The organism is Methylobacterium sp. WL6 (genome assembly GCF_008040095.1).
In the GTDB taxonomy this organism is placed as follows: Bacteria; Pseudomonadota; Alphaproteobacteria; order Rhizobiales; family Beijerinckiaceae; genus Methylobacterium.
This window is the reverse complement of sequence record NZ_VRVH01000091.1, coordinates 1-15,228: the sequence shown is the minus strand read 5'-3', so window position 1 is coordinate 15,228 and position 15,228 is coordinate 1. Positions and strand designations below refer to the sequence as shown.

The following is a 15,228-nucleotide window of genomic DNA, read 5'->3' as shown; positions in this document are numbered from 1 at the left end:
TCCTTCCCCAAGAAGCTGCCGATCGTCGCCTTCGCCACCCTGCTGACGCTGATGCTCGCCGCCGGTCGGATCGGACAGGAGGTGGCGGGCGATGACCGCGCCGGCGGCGAGCATCAGCGTCAGCAGGGTGGCGAAGGCGACGATCGGCAGCTTCTTGGGGAAGGACGGGATCTCCGGCGTCACCGCCCGCGAGATGATGCGCGCGTCGGCCGGCGTCGCGCTCTCGCCGTCGCGGGCGGCGGCCTCGCGGTAGCGCGACAGGTAGGATTCGAGCTGCTCGCGCTGGACCTTGGCCTCGCGCTCGAGGGCGCGCAGCTGGATCTCGCTGGTGTTGCCCTTGACCACCACGTCGCGCTGGCCGTCGACCGCCGCCTGCAGGCTCTCGACGCGGGAGGCCGCGATCTTGGCGTCGTTCTCCAGGGTGCGCCCGACGCGCTCGGCCGAGGCCTTGATCTGGGCGTCGAGATCCTGGAGCTGCGCGGTCAGCTCCTTGATGCGCGGATGCGCCGGCAGCAGCGTGCGCGATTCCAGGGCGAGCTGCCCGCGGATCGTGATGCGGTTCTCTACGGTGCGCCGGATCACCTCGTTGTTGGCGACGTCCGGGATCTCGAAGGCGCGCCCGTCCTTGATCATCTCCTTGACGGCCTTCGCCCGGCCGGCGAGGTCCGCCTTCAGGATGCGGGCCTGCGACAGCTGGGTCGAGAGCTCGCCGAGCTGCTGGGCGTTGAGCGGCTGGCCGGTGGCGCCGGTGGAGCCGACGAGGCCGTTGCCGGCGCGGTAGGCCTCGACCCGCGCCTCGGCCTCGGCGACGCGCTTGCGCAGGCTGTCGATGTTGCCGCCGAGCCAGGTCGAGGCGTAGCGCGCGGTGTCGACCTTGGCCGCCTCCAGGGCCGTGATGTAGAGCTCGGAGACGGTGTTGGCGCCCTTGGCCGCCAGCTCCGCGTCCTTCGCGCGGAACTCGACCGAGAGGATGCGCGACTTGCCCGCCGGGAAGACCAGCAGCCGCTCGAAATAGGCTTCCAGCACCCGGTCCTCGGCCGGACGGTCGAGGGGGTTCTTGGCGAGCCCGAGCATCATCAGGGTGCGCTGGACCGGGCCGATGGTGCCGGCGCTCGGATCGAATTCCGGGTTGCCGACGAGGTTCAGCCGGCGGATCGCCTCGCGGGCGAGGTCGCGCGACATCATCACCTGGACCTGGCTCGCCACCGCCTGCTCGTCGATCGGCGGGACCTGCTCGGCGCGCTCGGAGGCGGTGCGGGCGAAGGCGGCCTCGCGGCTCTCCAGCAGCAGCTTGGCCTCGCCGGTGTAGCGCGGCGACACCACCTGGACGAACACCGTCGACAGCCCCGCGACGACCAGCGTCGGCACCGCGATCCAGTGCCAGGACCGGCGCAGCAGCGCGGGAACCTGGGCCAGGCTGATGCCGTCGGCCGGGGCCGGCCTTTCGGCGAAGGCCGGCCTCTCGCTGAAGGCGGCCGCGCGCGGGGCGATTCGGGACATGGCACGATCTCTTGGCGATGCCGGGCCGCGACTGTGCCCGCGCATCAACACGTGAGATCAATAGAACCTGTTAAGGTTGCCTGAGAGTTAAGGCCGGCCCGATGCGGACTGCTCCGACGCGGGGCGACAGCATTTCTTAACCTTAACGGATTACGCCACGACCGATCAGGCAATCACGACGGCTGTGGTGATGAACCGACGCGTACTCCTCCTCGTCCTCGCCGCCAGCCTCGGGCTCGGCGGCTGCCTGCGGCCGGACTACCGGACCGCCCAGCTCGACGCCACCGGCACCGGCTCGATCGGCGCGCGCTACCCGCTCGCGGCCGGTGACAAGCTCCGCGTCATCGTGTTCGGGCAGGACAACCTGTCCAACATCTACGCGGTTGACGGCGGCGGCCGCATCGCGATGCCGCTGATCGGCGTCGTCCAGATCGGCGGGCAGACCACGGGGCAGGCCGCGCGCACCATCGAGGCCAAGCTCGCCGCCGGCTTCGTGCGCGAGCCGCACGTCACCGTCGAGGTCGACGCCTACCGCCCGTTCTACATCCTGGGCGAGGTCACCACCTCGGGGCAGTATCCCTTCGTCAACGGCATGACCGTCGAGACCGCGGTGGCGATCGCCGCCGGGTTCGGCCCGCGGGCGGCGCGCGACTACGCCGTGCTCACCCGCGAGGGCAAGGGCGGCGCCACATCCGGCCCCGGCCTCGAGCCGACCAACGAGGCGGGCCGCGAGGGACTGGTCTCGGGCATCGTGCCGATGACCTATCCCGTGCGCCCCGGCGACACGATCGTCATCAAGGAGCGGTTCTTCTGAGGCGCCCGCTCGTGCGAAGGGGATAAAAGCCGGCGCGTTAGGCGACCGTTGACCCTCGCATCGGGAAAAGGCGGCGCCGCGGCCCGGCCGATTCGGGCCGGCACCCGCGCTTAACCGGCTGGACAGGGCCGGCATGGCACGCAGGCGAGGCCGGCCGAACGCGCCGGCCTGGAGACGTCCGCCGTGACCCCGTCCGTCAGCCCTTCGGATGCCGAGCCCCGCCGCATCCTGCACGTGTTCCGCGCGCCCGTCGGCGGCCTGTTTCGCCACGTGGTCGACCTCGCACGGCTCCAGGCCGCGGCCGGCCACCGCGTCGGGATCGTGTGCGACGCGACCACCGGCGGCGAGCGCGCCGTCCGGGCGCTGGCCGATCTCGCGCCCTGCCTCGCCCTCGGCGTCACCCGGATCCCGATGCGGCGCAACCCGCACCCGTCCGACCTCGCCTGCCTGCGCGCGGTGGCGGCCCGCGCCGACGCCGCAGCCGCCGACGTGCTGCACGGGCACGGCGCCAAGGGCGGCGTCTACGCCCGCCTCGCCCACGTTCCCCGCGGTCGGCCCGTGATCCGCGCCTACACCCCGCATGGCGGCAGCTACAATTACCGGCCCGGCAGCCTGCTGCACCGGGTCTACATGGGCGCCGAGGGTCTCCTCGCCCGTCGGACCGACGTGTTCCTGTTCGAGAGTGAGTACGTCGCCGGGCGCCACCGCGCCTATGTCGGCACCCACGGCCGCGTCAGCCGCATCGTCCACAACGGCCTGAGCGAGGCCGAGTTCGCGCCCGTGACGCCGGCGGCCGACCCGTTCGACCTGCTCTACGTGGGCGAGCTGCGCGACGCCAAGGGGCTGCCGATCCTGCTTCAGGCCCTGGCGCTGCTGCGCGCCGAGGGCCGCCGGGTCCGGCTGTTGATGGTCGGCTCGGGCCCGGATGCCGGGCAGCTCCAGGCCAAGGCCGAAGCCCTCGGCCTCGCCGGCGCCATCGCCTTCGAGCCGGCCCAGGCGATCCGCTCCGTCCTCGCCCGCGGACGGATCATGGTGGTGCCGTCCTTCGCCGAGTCCCTCCCCTACGTGGTGCTCGAGGCCGCCGCGGCCGCCCAGCCGCTGGTCGCCACCGATGTCGGCGGCATCCCCGAGATCTTCGGCTCGGCCGCGGGCGATCTCGTCCCGGCCCGCGATCCGATCGCGCTGCAGCGGGCGATCGCCCGCGTCCTCGACGAGGCGCCCGAGAGCCGCGTCGCCCGGTTCCGGACCTTGAGCGACTCGGTGCGCCAGCGCTTCTCGATGGAGCGGATGGGCGCCGACGTGCTCTCGGGCTACGCCGCCGCCTTCCGGGCCCGCCGCCCCGCGGCATCCGCCGAGCCGGCCCGCGTCGGGGCCGCCTGAGCCCCGGACCCTCGCACGAACGTGATTCCCGCCCGTCGCGGGTGCGCAGAAGGACGGCGGCGCCGCCCGCAGCTTTAAGTAATCCGATAGGTCGGTTTGAGACACTTCCCGGCAGGAACTAGCCCGCTGGACTGCTGGGAAGCGACCGATGAGTGCCTTCGACGTCCGTGATCTTCTGAAGGTCGCCGGACACGGCGAGACCGCGGCGGCGGGCTTCGCCGAGCCGGCCCGCTTCGCCGAGCCCACGCCGCAGGCGGCGCCGCTGGCCGAGACGGTCTCCGTCCTCCCGGCCCAGGCGATCTCGCCGGTGGTGATCGCAGGGCTGGTGCGGGCGGCGGAGTTCGTCCTGATCGGCTGCCTCGGCGCGGGCCTGCACCTGACGCTGCTGCGCGGCGTGGTTCCGTTCGGGCTGACCTATGCCGGCGCGGTCGTCGCGGTGGCCGCCCTGGCGATCGCCGCCTTCCAGGCCGCCGGCACCTACCGGATCGGCGCGTTCCGCACCTTTTTCAAGACCGCGATCAAGATCTCGGCCGGCTGGATGCTCGCCTTCCTCCTGGTGGCGACCGGCCTCGTGCTGGCCAAGGTCGCCGACCATTACTCCCGCCTGTGGCTGGCCGCCTACTTCGCCGGCGGCCTCGGCCTGCTGCTGACCGGCCGGTTCGTCCTGTCGCGCGTGATCGTGGCGCAGACCCGGAAGGGCCGTTTCGACCGGCGCACCGCGATCGTCGGCGGCGGCAAGGCCGCCGAGGAACTCATCGCCGCCCTCGAGACGCAGAGCGAGGGCGGCATCCGCATCGTCGGCGTGTTCGACGACCGCAACGACGACCGCTCCACCGACGTGGTCGCCGGATACCCGAAGCTCGGCACCGTCAGCGACCTCGTCGCCTACGCCCGCGCCACGCGCCTCGACCTGATCGTGTTCACGATCCCGATCTCGGCCGAGGGGCGCATCCTGCAGATGCTCTCGAAGCTCTGGGTCCTGCCGATCGACATCCGCCTCTCGGCGCACGCGACGAAGCTGCGCCTGCGCCCGCGCAGCTACTCCTATCTCGGCTCGGTGCCGGTGCTGGACGTGTTCGACCGCCCGATCGCCGACTGGGACGTGGTGATGAAGACGGTGTTCGACCGCGCGGTCGGCCTGCTGATGCTGGCCGCGCTCGCCCCGGTGATGATCGGCGTCGCGCTCGCGGTGAAGCTGACCTCGCGCGGCCCGGTGTTCTTCCGGCAGAAGCGCCACGGCTTCAACAACGAGCTGATCGACGTGTTCAAGTTCCGCTCGATGTACGTCGACGCCTGCGACGCCACCGCGGCGAGGATGGTGACCAAGGGCGATGCGCGCGTGACCCCGGTCGGCCGGTTCATCCGCAAGACCTCGCTCGACGAGCTGCCGCAGCTCTTCAACGTGATCAAGGGCGACCTCTCCCTCGTCGGCCCCCGTCCGCACGCGCTGCAGGCGAAGGCCGCCAACACGCTCTACGACCAGGTCGTCGACGGCTACTTCGCCCGCCACAAGGTCAAGCCCGGCATCACCGGCTGGGCCCAGGTCAACGGCTGGCGCGGCGAGACCGACACCAGCGAGAAGCTCCAGCGCCGGGTCGAGCACGACCTGTACTACATCGAGAACTGGTCGGTGCTGTTCGATCTCCAGATCCTGCTGACCACGCCGTTCGCCCTCTTCAGGACCGAGAACGCGTACTGACCGGGCCGGGGCAGGCGGGACCCGGAAAACGGAGACAGGGCGGCTCGCGAGAGCCGCCCTGTCCGTTCGTTGCGGACGCGGCGAAGCGGCTACGGCAGCGCGCCGGCCTTCTCCTTGGCCTTCATGATGGTGTCGCGGCAGGCATCGGCCTTGCCGGCCTTGTCCTCGCCGCGCGCCTTCTCGACGAGGTCGCGAGCCTCCTTCACGCCGCCGGCGGTAGAGGTCGTCGACGGGTCGCTGGGCTTGCCCCCGGGCGGCGCGGACAGCGCCTTGTCGGAATTCGACGAGGTCGTGCCGCCCGCCGGCTCCTTGCCGGTCACCTTTTCCGCGCCGGCGCTGTCGAGGCGCCGCTCCAGCGTCGCGATCTCCTCGGAGCAGGAGCTCGCGAAGGCGGGCGCCGCGGAGACGAGGAGGAGGGCGGCCGAGACCGCGTGGACCAATCGCATGAGAACTCCCTGAAGCTTTTCGCGCGGGCACGTGGCCCGCGTCGTTTCGGTTGCAGGGGGCAAGCGACGAAGCGCGACCGTGTTCCGGTGGCGTGAGGCCGCAGGCCCGCACGCGCCCCGCCGAATGCGAAGGGGGCGCGGACCTCCCGGTCCACGCCCCCTCCTCCCGGGCCCGCGGGGCAATCGATCCGCGCGGTCAGTACTTGCGGATGATCGGCTCCGCCATCGGGACCGGATCGGGGCCGAAGGCGTAGCGGATGCCGCCGTAGATCGAGAGCGGCTGCGCCAGCGTCGTCGTGCGCGGATCGTTGATGGTGAGGTTGCCGGCGACGGGCCCACGCTCGGCGAAGGTGCCGAAGTTGGCGTAGCGGTTGTTGGTCAGGTTGGTGATCAGGCCGAAAACCTGAAGGTTGGGCGTGACTTGGTAGGTGGTGTTGAGGCCGAGCACGAGGTAGGCCGGCAGCTTCGGGTTCAGGTTCGACTCGTCGCCGCGATAATAGGCGGAGGAGAAGGCCTGGAGGTTCATGCCGAAGCGCCAGCCCGGCAGGACGAGGTAGTCGAAGCCGACCTTGAACTGGTGGTTGGGGATCAGCGGCACCTGGTTGCCGCGGGTCACGGCGATGGCGCCGTCGTCGGCCAGGGGGTTGTTGGGCGAGGACAGGGTTCCGTTGAACTGGAAGGTGGCGTCGATCAGGGCGTAGTTGGCGTAGACCGAGAGGTCGCCGCGGGTGTAGTCGGCCGCGACCTCGATGCCCTGCCGCTGGGTCGCCGGCACGTTGACGAAGTAGCCGCGCGCCGCGTTGCCGGGGGTCGCGAGCTGGATGATGTCGTTGGCGAGATCGGTGCGGAAGGCGCCGACCTTGTAGGTCACGAGGCCGCCCTCGTAGACGTTCGGGATCTGGCCGCGGATGCCGACCTCGTAGGTCTGTGCGGTGACCTGCTTGAGCGGCGGGTCGGCGACGAGCGAGTTCGGCAGCAGGCAGGGCCGGTCCGGGTTGGAGCAGGCGGTCTCGAGCGGCGTCGGCGCGCGGTTCGATTCCGAGTAGCCGCCGTAGAGCGACAGGCCCGGGGTGAAGCGGTAGGTCAGGCCCGCCACCGGGTTGATCTTGTTGTAGTAGTAGGTCCCGTTCACGTCCGGCGAGAAGCCGGTCTGGTCGGTCGTCGTGAGGCGGGCGAAGTTCAGGCGCGCCCCGGCGGTGAGCGACAGCGCGTCGGTCACGTCGAACGTGTCCGTCGCATAGAGGCCCATGTAGAGGTTCGAGCCGATGACGTTCGAGGGCGCGATGCCGAGCGCGGCCGCGGTCCGCAGCTGCGTCGTGCCGAGGCCGGGGATGGTGCCGTAGTACGGGTTGTTCGGATCGGTGGTCACCCGCAGATCCGGGTTGATGACGCCCAGCGTGCTCGACGACTTGAAGCTGAAGTCGGCGACGTCGATGCTGCCGCCGACGACGAAGCTGTTGCCGAAGCCGAAGATCTTGTCGCGGTTGGCCGCCTGGAGCGAGCCGCCGTAGCTCGTCGCCTCGGTCCTGGTCACGTCCAGCGTGCCGTAGGGCACGTTCGGGGTGAAGGGGATGCGCCGGTTGTTGGCGCCGAGGATGGTGAACTGGTTGCGGAAGGCGAGATTGGACTGTCCCGGCGCCTGGGCGAAGCCGTCATCCTCGAAGCAGAGGAAGCCGCGGTTGCTCGACTGGCGGCTGCAGTTCTCGAAGTTGCCGTCGTTGCCGTCGACGTAGGTGTTGCTGAAGCGGCGGAAATAGGCGTTTCCGGCGAGATCCCAGGTCGGCGAGATGTCGACGCGGCCGGTCACCTGCATGGTGCCCATCTCGGTCGTGGTGGTCTGCGGGAAGGTGAAGATCGCCCGCGGGTCGACATGGGTGAAGTCCACCGGGGTCGCGGCGGCCGCGCCGAAGAAGGTTCGCGCGAAGTTGCCGATCAGGTGGAACTCGGAATCGAGGGTGCGGTAGCCGAGGTCGGTGTAGATGCGCCCGATCGTCGACGGGCTCTCGTAGCGCCATCCGCGGTCGTTGAGGCCGTCGCCGTTGAAGTAGAAGCTCCACGGCCCGATCACCTTGCCGTACTCGAGCGAGCCGGCGATGCGGCCGTCCGAGCCGCCGAGCGCGGTGACCTCCGTGCCCTGCCAGGTGAAGCCGTTCTTCATCTGGATGTTGACCGCGCCGCCGATGGCGTTGAGGCCGAACACCGGGTTGCCGGTGACGATGTCGATGCGCTGGATCGCCGTCGGCGGGATCAGGTCGAACTGGACGGTGTCGCCGAAGGCCTCGTTGATGCGCACGCCGTTCTGGTAGACGGCCAGGCCCTGCGGCACGCCCTGCACCGGCGAGGCGGTGAAGCCGCGGTAGTTCACGTCGGTGCGGTTGGAGTTGCCCTGCGAATCCGAAAGGTTGAGGCCGGGCGTGCGCCGCGCCAGCGTGGCCACCGCGTTGAAGGTACCGCGATCGATGTCGAGGTCGGCCGCCGTGACGGTCTCGACCGTGCTCGGGATCTTGTAGAGCGGCTGCTCGCCGCCGCGCAGGCGCGGCAGGCCGGCGGAGGAGAGCGGCGCCGCGCTCGGCGACACGACCGGGGTCGCGCCGAGCGGCGGGGCGGCCAGCGTGCTGCCCGAGCCCGACCCGCCGACCGGGGTCGTCGCCACGACGCTGATCTCCGACAGCGTCACCGAACTCTGTGCGTAGGCTGCACCCGGCAGCAATGCCACCGAGGCGATCAGGCTTCCGCGAAGCGCCCGCATTGTCATTCCCCAACCCCGAACCGTCGAACAGCGTGCCCCCTCTGCGGCGGGCTTGCCCAGCACTCATGCAAGGCGCGTCGAGATCGGACAATCGCGGGACGACCGTGATCCGGCGGAAAACGCCGCTCACGGGGCCGTTACGCGCGGAAACGGATGACCCGTGGTCCGCGTGCAACAGATTTTCTATGTCTCATCAAAGGCTTAGGGAGTGTTCGGCAATGCTGCCCGGGACGATTCGGCAACCCGGTTCCGGGTCGCTGGGCGGCGTCAGAGCCTGGCCTGGATCTTCTTGGCGATCTCGCCGAGACGCTGCTCCAGGAGCTGCGGCACCTCGCAGACGTAGGTCAGCGACTGGCTGCGCTCCTGGAAGATGCGGCGATCCCAGGCGAACTTGGTCTCGATGTCGGATTGCTCCTTCGAGACCTCGCGGGCGTCGGCCGCGCTCGGGCCGTCCTTGGTCTGGCTGATGGTGTCGGCCTCGTCGCGGATGCGCTCGGCCATGCGGCGCTGTCCCTGCGCGTAGCGCGCGATCCCGCCCATCACCTTGTCGCGCTCGCCGTTGATGACCTCGAACACGCCCGCATAGACGTGGGCGAGGCCCTTGGCCTTGTCGGCCGCCGGCACCTTGGCGACGTAGGCGTCGATCAGCGGATCGACCTCGGTGAGCTCGGTCCGGCGGGAGGCGAGCTTCTGCGCCAGCACCGCGGCGTCGTTGTCGTCGCCCCATGCGCCGGCGGCGGCGATGTCCGGCCCAGTCCAGAACTGGCCGGGGCTCAGGGTCGCGACCTTGCGCTGGACGCAGGGCCAGTCCGGGTCGGTCCTGGGCTGCGCCAGCGCGGGCGCGGCGAGGCCGGCCAGGGCGACGCCGAGGGCAGCGAGGGAGCAGAAGCGGGAAGCGATCATGACGGGTCTCCGGCCGGGCCGCCGCGCCGGGCCATGATGCCGCGGCCGGGATCGTAGGCGACGACGGCGAGGGTGAAGAAGGCGAGGGTCACGCCGAGCACGACCGCGCACGAGACCGGCTCGAACTGCCCGTAGAGGGCGAAGCGCACGAGCTGGACGGCGTGGGTGAAGGGATTGCACTGGCAGATCCAGTACAGCGTCTCCGAGGATTCGCGGATGCGCCAGAGCGGGTAGAGCGCCGACGAGGCGAAGAACATCGGGAAGATCACGAAGTTCATCACGCTGGCGAAGTTCTCGAGCTGCTTGACCATCGACGACAGCAGCAGGCCGATCGAGCCGAGCATCAGCCCGGCGGCGATGAAGGCCGGCAGGGCCGCGAGGTAGCCGACGGCCGGGATGTCGAGGTCCCAGAACCAGGCGATGGCCAGGAAGGCGTAGGCCTGCACCACCGAGACGGTGACGCCGGCGATCAGCTTGGCGAGCAGCAGCAGCCAGCGCGGATACGGGCTCGTCAGCAGCACCTTCATCGAGCCGACCTCGCGGTCGTAGACCATCGAGAGCGAGGATTGCATGCCGTTGAACAGCTGGATCATCACCGCCAGCCCCGGCACCACGTAGACCTCGTAGAGCACGTAGGTCTGGTACGGCGGCTCGATCGACACGCCGAGGGTGTTGCGGAAGCCCGCCGCGAAGATGAACAGCCATACCAGCGGCCGCACCAGCGCCGAGAAGAACCGCTCCTTCTGGTTGAAGAAGCGCAACAGCTCGCGCCGGACGATGCCGCCGAGGCAGATCAGGTAGCCGACCCCGTCGAGCCGGCCGAGATGGGCGGGCGGGCGCGTCGCGTCCGCCGCCACGGTGCGGGCGTCGACCGCCGTCGGCGTGCCGATGGGCGTGCTCATGCAGCCTCCCTCGCCGGCTTGGCCGGCTCGGCCACGAGCCGGCGGAACGCCTCCTCGAGGGTTTCGTCGGCCCCGCCGATGGTGCCGGCCCGTCCGCGCGCGACGATGCGGCCCCGGTGCAGCACCACCGCGTCGTCCTCCGCCGCGATCTCCTCGAAGATGTGGGTCGCCCACAGCACCGAGAGCCCCTCCTCGCGCACGAGCGCGCGGACGATCGCGACGATGTCGGCCCGCGATTCGAGGTCGAGGCCGACGGTGGGCTCGTCGAGCAGCAGCAGGCTCGGATGGTGGACCAGCGAGCGCGCGATCTCGATGCGGCGCGACTGGCCACCGGAGAGCGTCCGCACCTTGTCGGCGCGCCGGTCCGCCAGCCCGACCCGGTCGAGCAGCACCGCGATCCGCGCCTTGGCGGCCTTGCGCGCGATGCCGTGAAGCGCCGCGTGATAGAGCAGGTTCTGCTCGACGGTGAGGTCGGTGTCCAAGGTCCGTGCCTGGAACACCACGCCGAGGCGGGCGAGCGCGCGCGACGGCTCGCGGTCGAGGGCGTGGCCGAAGATCGCGACCCGGCCGTGGCGGTTGTTGTAGAGCCGGGTGATCAGGGAGAACAGCGTGGTCTTGCCGGCGCCGTTGGGCCCGAGCAGCGCCATGAAGCGCCCGCGCTCGACGGTGATCGACACGTCCGACAGTGCCTGGCGCGCGCCGAAGCTGTGGCTGACGTCGGCCACCTCCAGCGCCGGGGCCTCGCCCGCCGGACGCCCGCCCGCACCCATCGCCCGAGCGCCCTCGCTCATCGCCCGAGGACCCTTCTGGCGTCGCCGACCGCGTCGAGGCACTCGTCGAACTCGCCCTCGCCCTGCTCGCGCTCGGCCACGCGCAGGGCCTTTTTCAGCTTCGGCAGCGCCGCCTCGGGCGGGTTCTGCGCGAGCGCATCCCTGATCATGGCGATGCCGTCCGCGCAGGCGGCCTTGTCGTCGGCCAGCGCCGGCGTGCTCAACAGGAGGCTGGCGAGAAGAAGCGTCCGCATCATTCCACCGTGCGTCATTTCACAGTGATCGTGCCGGCGACGCCCTTCGACTCCAGGCCGCGGGCCTCCCAGGTGTACTTGCCCGGCTTGATCGCCACGAACTCGATCGCGATCTCGCCCGGATCGTCGAACTCGAGGTGATCCGGCGGGCCGCCGCCGTGGATCTCCTTGTGCTCGATGACGATCTGGTTCCACCAGATGTAGCGGAAGAACTCGGTCGCGTAGACCTTGTACTCCTGATGGCCCTTGGCGATGATCCGCAGCCGGTAGGCCTTGCCGGATTCGAGCTCGATGTCCTTGTTCTCGACGACGAAGTCGTTGCCCTCCTCGTTGCCGAGGACCAGGTCGGGCAGGGTCTCGCGCTTCTTGGTGAGATCGAGCGCGACGGCCGGGCCGGCCGCCAGGATCGCCGCCAGCCCCAGCGCCGCCCATCGAAGACCTCGTATCATCCTGTTCCCCCCCGCGCTGCCGTTCGCGGCAGTCGTGCTTGCGAAAACTCAGTTCGGCGAGATCGCCACGCCCCAGGGCAGCAGGCCGACCGGGATGCTCTTGACCACCTTCTCGGCCGCCACGTCGACCACCGAGACGTCGTTGGAGGTGCCGTTGGTGGAGAACAGCAGCGACTGGTCCGGCGTGAAGGCGAGCTGCCACACCCGCTGGCCCACCGGCAGGTACTTCTGCACGTCGTAGGTCTTGGCATCGATCACCGCGATGCGGTTGGCGGGCCCGAGGGCGACGAAGGCCTTGGTCCCGTCCTGGGTAATGCGGATGCCCACCGGCTGGATCGCCTCGTCGTTCACACTCGGGATCTTGAAGGTGATCTTCTTCACCACGCGCCGCGCCGCCACGTCGATCACGCTGACCGTGCCGCCGACCTCGGCCGAGACCCAGAGGAACTTGCCGTCCGCCGTGAACTCGGCGAAGCGCGGACGGGCGTCGACCAGCACGTTGTCGATCACCTGGAAGGTCTTGGTGTCGATGAAGTGGGCCATGTTGGTGGTCTCGGAGGTGTTCACCAGGATCTTGCCGTCCGGCGACAGGCCCATGCCCTCCGGCTCGACGCCGACGGGGACCTCCGCGAGCACCTTGTTCTTCTCGATGTCGATGATCGTGACCTGGCTGTCGTCCTCGTTGGCGACGTAGAGCGGGTTGCCGCTGCGATCGAGGATGAACTGCTCGGGATCGGGGCCGGAGCGCAGCGAGCGCACCACCTTGCCGGTGGCGGTGTCGAGCACGTCGATGCGGTCGTCGTCGCTGGCGCAGACGAAGACTTCCTTGCCGTCCTTGCTCACGGTGATGCCGCGGGGGCGGCGCCCGACCTTCCAGGTCGCCGTCACCGCCATCGTCGCGGTGTCGATCACGCTGACCGAGTTGCCCTTCTCGTTGGAGACGTAGACCGTGTAGGCCTGCGCCGGCACCGACCCGAGCAGCGCCGCGCCGAGCGCGGCGAGCCCCAACCCTGCTCTCACGCAGCGGTCCATTCGCGATCCTCCCCCTGGCCTGGCGGCAAGCTTGGCACTCTGGCGGTGCCGAAATCCCGACGGACGACAGTGTAGTGCGTTTCGTGCCCGCGGCGAGGGCGACGGAACCGCGCTGCGGACTTCACGCGGCGGAACGCCGTCCTCGTGCGTCCCGGCGCGCTCACTGGAACTTGCAGGTCGTCTCGGGCAGGTCGGTCCCGAGGGTGTCGAGCGGCGTGCGCTGGTGCAGGAAGCCCTGCTCGGGCGCCACCGAGACCAGGGCCTTCGGCTGCACCACGATCAGCGGCTGGCGCAGCTGGTGGTCCCAGGGGCGGAAGCTCAGCGACACGCCCTTGTAGGCGGAGAGGGCGAAGGCCGGGTCGCTCAGGTAGGCGGCCAGCACCGCCGGGTCGGCGGTCTTGCGGTCGGTCTCGGCATTGCTGACGACGCGGATCGCGGCCCAGACCTGGTAGTCCAGCGGACGCATCAGCCGGCCGGAGAGGCGGCGGAAGCGGTTCTGCGCCTGGGCGGCGCCCCAGGTCTCCAGCACCGGCGACCAGGTGGTGGCGACGAGCCCCTGCGTGCCGCCGACGGGCCGCGGGTCGACGGTGCGATAGGGGACGTAGTCGCCCCAGTCGGCCTCCTCGTCGGCCACGATCGCCATGTCGTAGTCGAGCCCGCGGGTGAAGACCATCGCCTCGGCGCGGGTCGGCGTGTCGCCGCGCGCCTTGGCCAGCGGCCCGAAGGTCCAGGGCTTCTCCGCCGTGATCTTGAGAGCGAACTTCCTGGCCGAGTTGCGCATCGCGTCGGCATAGAGCTTGTCCGCGTCGGTCGGGCCGACGATCAGGAACAGCTTCCGCCAGCGCATCACGGTGAGGTACTGCGCCAGCGCGTCGGTCTGCATCGCCCGGCTCGGGGCGACGTGGAACACGTTCCTGCGGCAATCGGCACCGCGCAGGCGGTCGTCGGGGGCCGCCGCGTTCAGCACCACGGCGCCCTTGCCGTCGGCGCGTGCCGCCTCCGAGACGGCGATCACCTCGTCGGCCGGCAGCGCCAGGACGAGGAAGCGGATGCCCTTGCCGAGCAGCGCCTTCGCCGCGTCGACCGCGCTCGGGCCCCCCTCGGTGAGCGCGATCTCGTCGAGGGCGTAGCTCTGCCCGATGAAGCGGCCGGTGGTGTTGTTGTCGGCGATGGCCATCTTCGCGCCGGCCAGGCCCTCGTCCTCGGGCGCGGCCTCCGCGTCGTAGGAGGACGGCGCGGGCTGCGGCCGGTAGATCAGGCCGACATGGGTGGCGGCCGGTTCCGCGGGCGTGGCCGGCGCGGCGGCGAGCTCCTGGGCTGCCGCCGGGCCGGCCAGCGCCAGGGCGAGCAGCGCCGCAGCACCGAGGGAACGTGCAGGATCGTGCAGGATGGCGTGCAGGGAGGCGTGCATGGGGGCGGGACGTAACAGCATTCCGGGCGCGGACTCAAACGTTAAGCGCGCGCCGATCATTGCCAAAATTCCCCGCCGCGCGACCTTATGCCGGGATGCGGCCGGCGTTGCGGCCGGCGCCGATGCCTCCGACCGGAGTTCCGTCATGATCCTTCGCGGCACGATCTTTCGCGACGGCGCCTTTCGCGCCTGCCGCCTCGCGGTTCCCCTCGCGCTCGCCGCCTGCCCTCCGGGCGCGGCGGCGGCCGAGCCGTCGAAGGCCGCGGTCTTCCCGGTCGAGCTGTTCGATCCGGGCGTCGTCGGCGGCCGCAAGGCCCGGCCCGACGAGGCGCGCAAGCTCGCGCTGGTCACCGACGAGCTGCGCGGCGCGCTCAAGGACAAGGGCGGCCTGGAGCCCGTCGACACCGCGCCGCAGGCGGCCGAGGTGAGCAAGCAGGGGCCGCTCTACAAGTGCGACGGCTGCGCCGCCCCGATCGCCAAGGCCCTGGGTGCGGATCTCGCCGTGACCGGCTATGTGGAGAAGGGGTCGGGCCAGATCTTCAACCTCAACGTCGTCATCGCCGACGCCGCCACCGGCAAGGTGGTGCGCGGCGGGCAGGTGGTGATCCGGGCCGACACCGACGACACCTGGACGCATGCCATGCGCTGGATCGTCAAGAACCGCCTGCTCGCCGAGCCCCTGCCCGGCAAGTCGTGATGTCGTCCGGCGCCCGCGCCGCCCCCGAGCCGTCCCCGTTCAGGTCGCCCGTGTCCGAGTCCGCACCTCCGTTTCCGACAAATCCCCTCCCCCGCCTCCTCGTCAGCGTCCGCGACGCCGCCGAGGCCGAGGCCGCGATCCGCGCCGGGGCCGACCTGATCGACGCCAAGGACCCGGAGAACGGGGCGCTCGGCGCCCTCCCCCCGGAGACCGTCCGCGCCA

At 70.6% G+C, this 15,228-nt stretch carries 15 protein-coding genes; 5 read left to right on the top strand and 10 right to left on the bottom strand.

Going from position 1 to position 15,228, the window contains the following annotated elements; genetic code table 11:
* The coding region (locus FV230_RS14085) for a GumC family protein (RefSeq protein WP_187275505.1) at positions 1-1,500 on the bottom strand (1,500 nt) is incomplete at its 3' end.
* Positions 1,501-1,690: 190 nt separating this feature from the next.
* On the opposite strand from FV230_RS14085, the gene FV230_RS14080 reads away from it, so the two are divergent.
* The 3 genes from FV230_RS14080 to FV230_RS14070 all read left to right on the top strand — a co-directional run bounded on the left by FV230_RS14080 (position 1,691) and on the right by FV230_RS14070 (position 5,393).
* Positions 1,691-2,314 carry a polysaccharide biosynthesis/export family protein gene (locus FV230_RS14080; protein WP_147842834.1) on the top strand — a complete coding sequence of 208 codons (624 nt, stop codon included), beginning with the start codon at positions 1,691-1,693 and terminating at the stop codon, positions 2,312-2,314.
* A gap of 183 nt (positions 2,315-2,497) precedes the next feature.
* Positions 2,498-3,694: a glycosyltransferase family 4 protein gene (locus FV230_RS14075; RefSeq protein ID WP_147842833.1), complete on the top strand. Its 1,197-nt coding sequence runs from the start codon at positions 2,498-2,500 to the stop codon at positions 3,692-3,694.
* A gap of 148 nt (positions 3,695-3,842) precedes the next feature.
* Positions 3,843-5,393, top strand: a complete 1,551-nt coding sequence (locus FV230_RS14070) for an undecaprenyl-phosphate glucose phosphotransferase (protein ID WP_147842832.1) — start codon at positions 3,843-3,845, stop codon at positions 5,391-5,393.
* An 89-nt stretch (positions 5,394-5,482) separates the two neighbouring features.
* On the opposite strand, the gene FV230_RS14065 is transcribed toward FV230_RS14070, so the two are convergent.
* The 9 genes from FV230_RS14065 to FV230_RS14025 form a co-directional block, all read right to left on the bottom strand.
* A complete protein-coding gene (locus FV230_RS14065) occupies positions 5,483-5,839 on the bottom strand; it encodes a hypothetical protein (RefSeq protein ID WP_147842831.1) in 357 nt (118 codons plus the stop codon).
* 196 nt (positions 5,840-6,035) lie between these two features.
* Positions 6,036-8,594, bottom strand: coding sequence for a TonB-dependent receptor (locus tag FV230_RS14060; RefSeq protein ID WP_147842830.1), 2,559 nt, complete (start codon positions 8,592-8,594; stop codon positions 6,036-6,038).
* A 261-nt stretch (positions 8,595-8,855) separates the two neighbouring features.
* A complete protein-coding gene (locus tag FV230_RS14055) occupies positions 8,856-9,491 on the bottom strand; it encodes a hypothetical protein (protein ID WP_147728359.1) in 636 nt (211 codons plus the stop codon).
* Positions 9,488-10,393 carry an ABC transporter permease gene (locus FV230_RS14050; RefSeq protein ID WP_187274887.1) on the bottom strand — a complete coding sequence of 302 codons (906 nt, stop codon included), beginning with the start codon at positions 10,391-10,393 and terminating at the stop codon, positions 9,488-9,490. The genes FV230_RS14055 and FV230_RS14050 overlap by 4 nt, the downstream gene beginning before the upstream one ends.
* Complete coding sequence (locus FV230_RS14045; protein ID WP_246686402.1) at positions 10,390-11,184, bottom strand: ABC transporter ATP-binding protein; 795 nt, start codon at positions 11,182-11,184, stop codon at positions 10,390-10,392. Before FV230_RS14045 ends, FV230_RS14050 begins: the two co-directional genes overlap by 4 nt.
* Complete coding sequence (locus FV230_RS14040; RefSeq protein ID WP_147728365.1) at positions 11,181-11,417, bottom strand: hypothetical protein; 237 nt, start codon at positions 11,415-11,417, stop codon at positions 11,181-11,183. The genes FV230_RS14045 and FV230_RS14040 overlap by 4 nt, the downstream gene beginning before the upstream one ends.
* Positions 11,418-11,431: 14 nt before the next feature.
* On the bottom strand, positions 11,432-11,866 hold the full coding sequence (locus tag FV230_RS14035) for a hypothetical protein (RefSeq protein WP_147842829.1): 435 nt from the start codon (positions 11,864-11,866) through the stop codon (positions 11,432-11,434).
* 48 nt (positions 11,867-11,914) lie between these two features.
* The gene (locus FV230_RS14030; RefSeq protein WP_147728361.1) at positions 11,915-12,898 is read right to left on the bottom strand and encodes a YVTN family beta-propeller repeat protein; all 984 of its coding nucleotides are present in this window, start codon (positions 12,896-12,898) and stop codon (positions 11,915-11,917) included.
* A gap of 160 nt (positions 12,899-13,058) precedes the next feature.
* Positions 13,059-14,309: an ABC transporter substrate-binding protein gene (locus FV230_RS14025; protein ID WP_147842828.1), complete on the bottom strand. Its 1,251-nt coding sequence runs from the start codon at positions 14,307-14,309 to the stop codon at positions 13,059-13,061.
* A gap of 145 nt (positions 14,310-14,454) precedes the next feature.
* On the opposite strand from FV230_RS14025, the gene FV230_RS14020 reads away from it, so the two are divergent.
* Both FV230_RS14020 and FV230_RS14015 read left to right on the top strand, forming a co-directional pair.
* Positions 14,455-15,006: a DUF3280 domain-containing protein gene (locus tag FV230_RS14020; protein WP_147842827.1), complete on the top strand. Its 552-nt coding sequence runs from the start codon at positions 14,455-14,457 to the stop codon at positions 15,004-15,006.
* Positions 15,006-15,228 (top strand): (5-formylfuran-3-yl)methyl phosphate synthase (locus tag FV230_RS14015; protein WP_281408287.1); only part of this gene is annotated, 223 nt, incomplete at its 3' end. The genes FV230_RS14020 and FV230_RS14015, both read left to right, overlap by 1 nt.

Bases quoted from the DNA above. Each gene is read 5' to 3' on its own strand.
- FV230_RS14050 (WP_187274887.1), bottom strand. From the start codon at position 10,393: ATGAGCACGCCCATCGGCACGCCGACGGCGGTCGACGCCCGCACCGTG.
- FV230_RS14065 (WP_147842831.1), bottom strand. From the start codon at position 5,839: ATGCGATTGGTCCACGCGGTCTCGGCCGCCCTCCTCCTCGTCTCCGCG.
- FV230_RS14040 (WP_147728365.1), bottom strand. From the start codon at position 11,417: ATGCGGACGCTTCTTCTCGCCAGCCTCCTGTTGAGCACGCCGGCGCTG.
- FV230_RS14020 (WP_147842827.1), top strand. From the start codon at position 14,455: ATGATCCTTCGCGGCACGATCTTTCGCGACGGCGCCTTTCGCGCCTGC.
- FV230_RS14025 (WP_147842828.1), bottom strand. From the start codon at position 14,309: ATGCACGCCTCCCTGCACGCCATCCTGCACGATCCTGCACGTTCCCTC.
- FV230_RS14035 (WP_147842829.1), bottom strand. From the start codon at position 11,866: ATGATACGAGGTCTTCGATGGGCGGCGCTGGGGCTGGCGGCGATCCTG.
- FV230_RS14060 (WP_147842830.1), bottom strand. From the start codon at position 8,594: ATGACAATGCGGGCGCTTCGCGGAAGCCTGATCGCCTCGGTGGCATTG.
- FV230_RS14070 (WP_147842832.1), top strand. From the start codon at position 3,843: ATGAGTGCCTTCGACGTCCGTGATCTTCTGAAGGTCGCCGGACACGGC.
- FV230_RS14055 (WP_147728359.1), bottom strand. From the start codon at position 9,491: ATGATCGCTTCCCGCTTCTGCTCCCTCGCTGCCCTCGGCGTCGCCCTG.
- FV230_RS14080 (WP_147842834.1), top strand. From the start codon at position 1,691: ATGAACCGACGCGTACTCCTCCTCGTCCTCGCCGCCAGCCTCGGGCTC.
- FV230_RS14030 (WP_147728361.1), bottom strand. From the start codon at position 12,898: ATGGACCGCTGCGTGAGAGCAGGGTTGGGGCTCGCCGCGCTCGGCGCG.
- FV230_RS14045 (WP_246686402.1), bottom strand. From the start codon at position 11,184: ATGAGCGAGGGCGCTCGGGCGATGGGTGCGGGCGGGCGTCCGGCGGGC.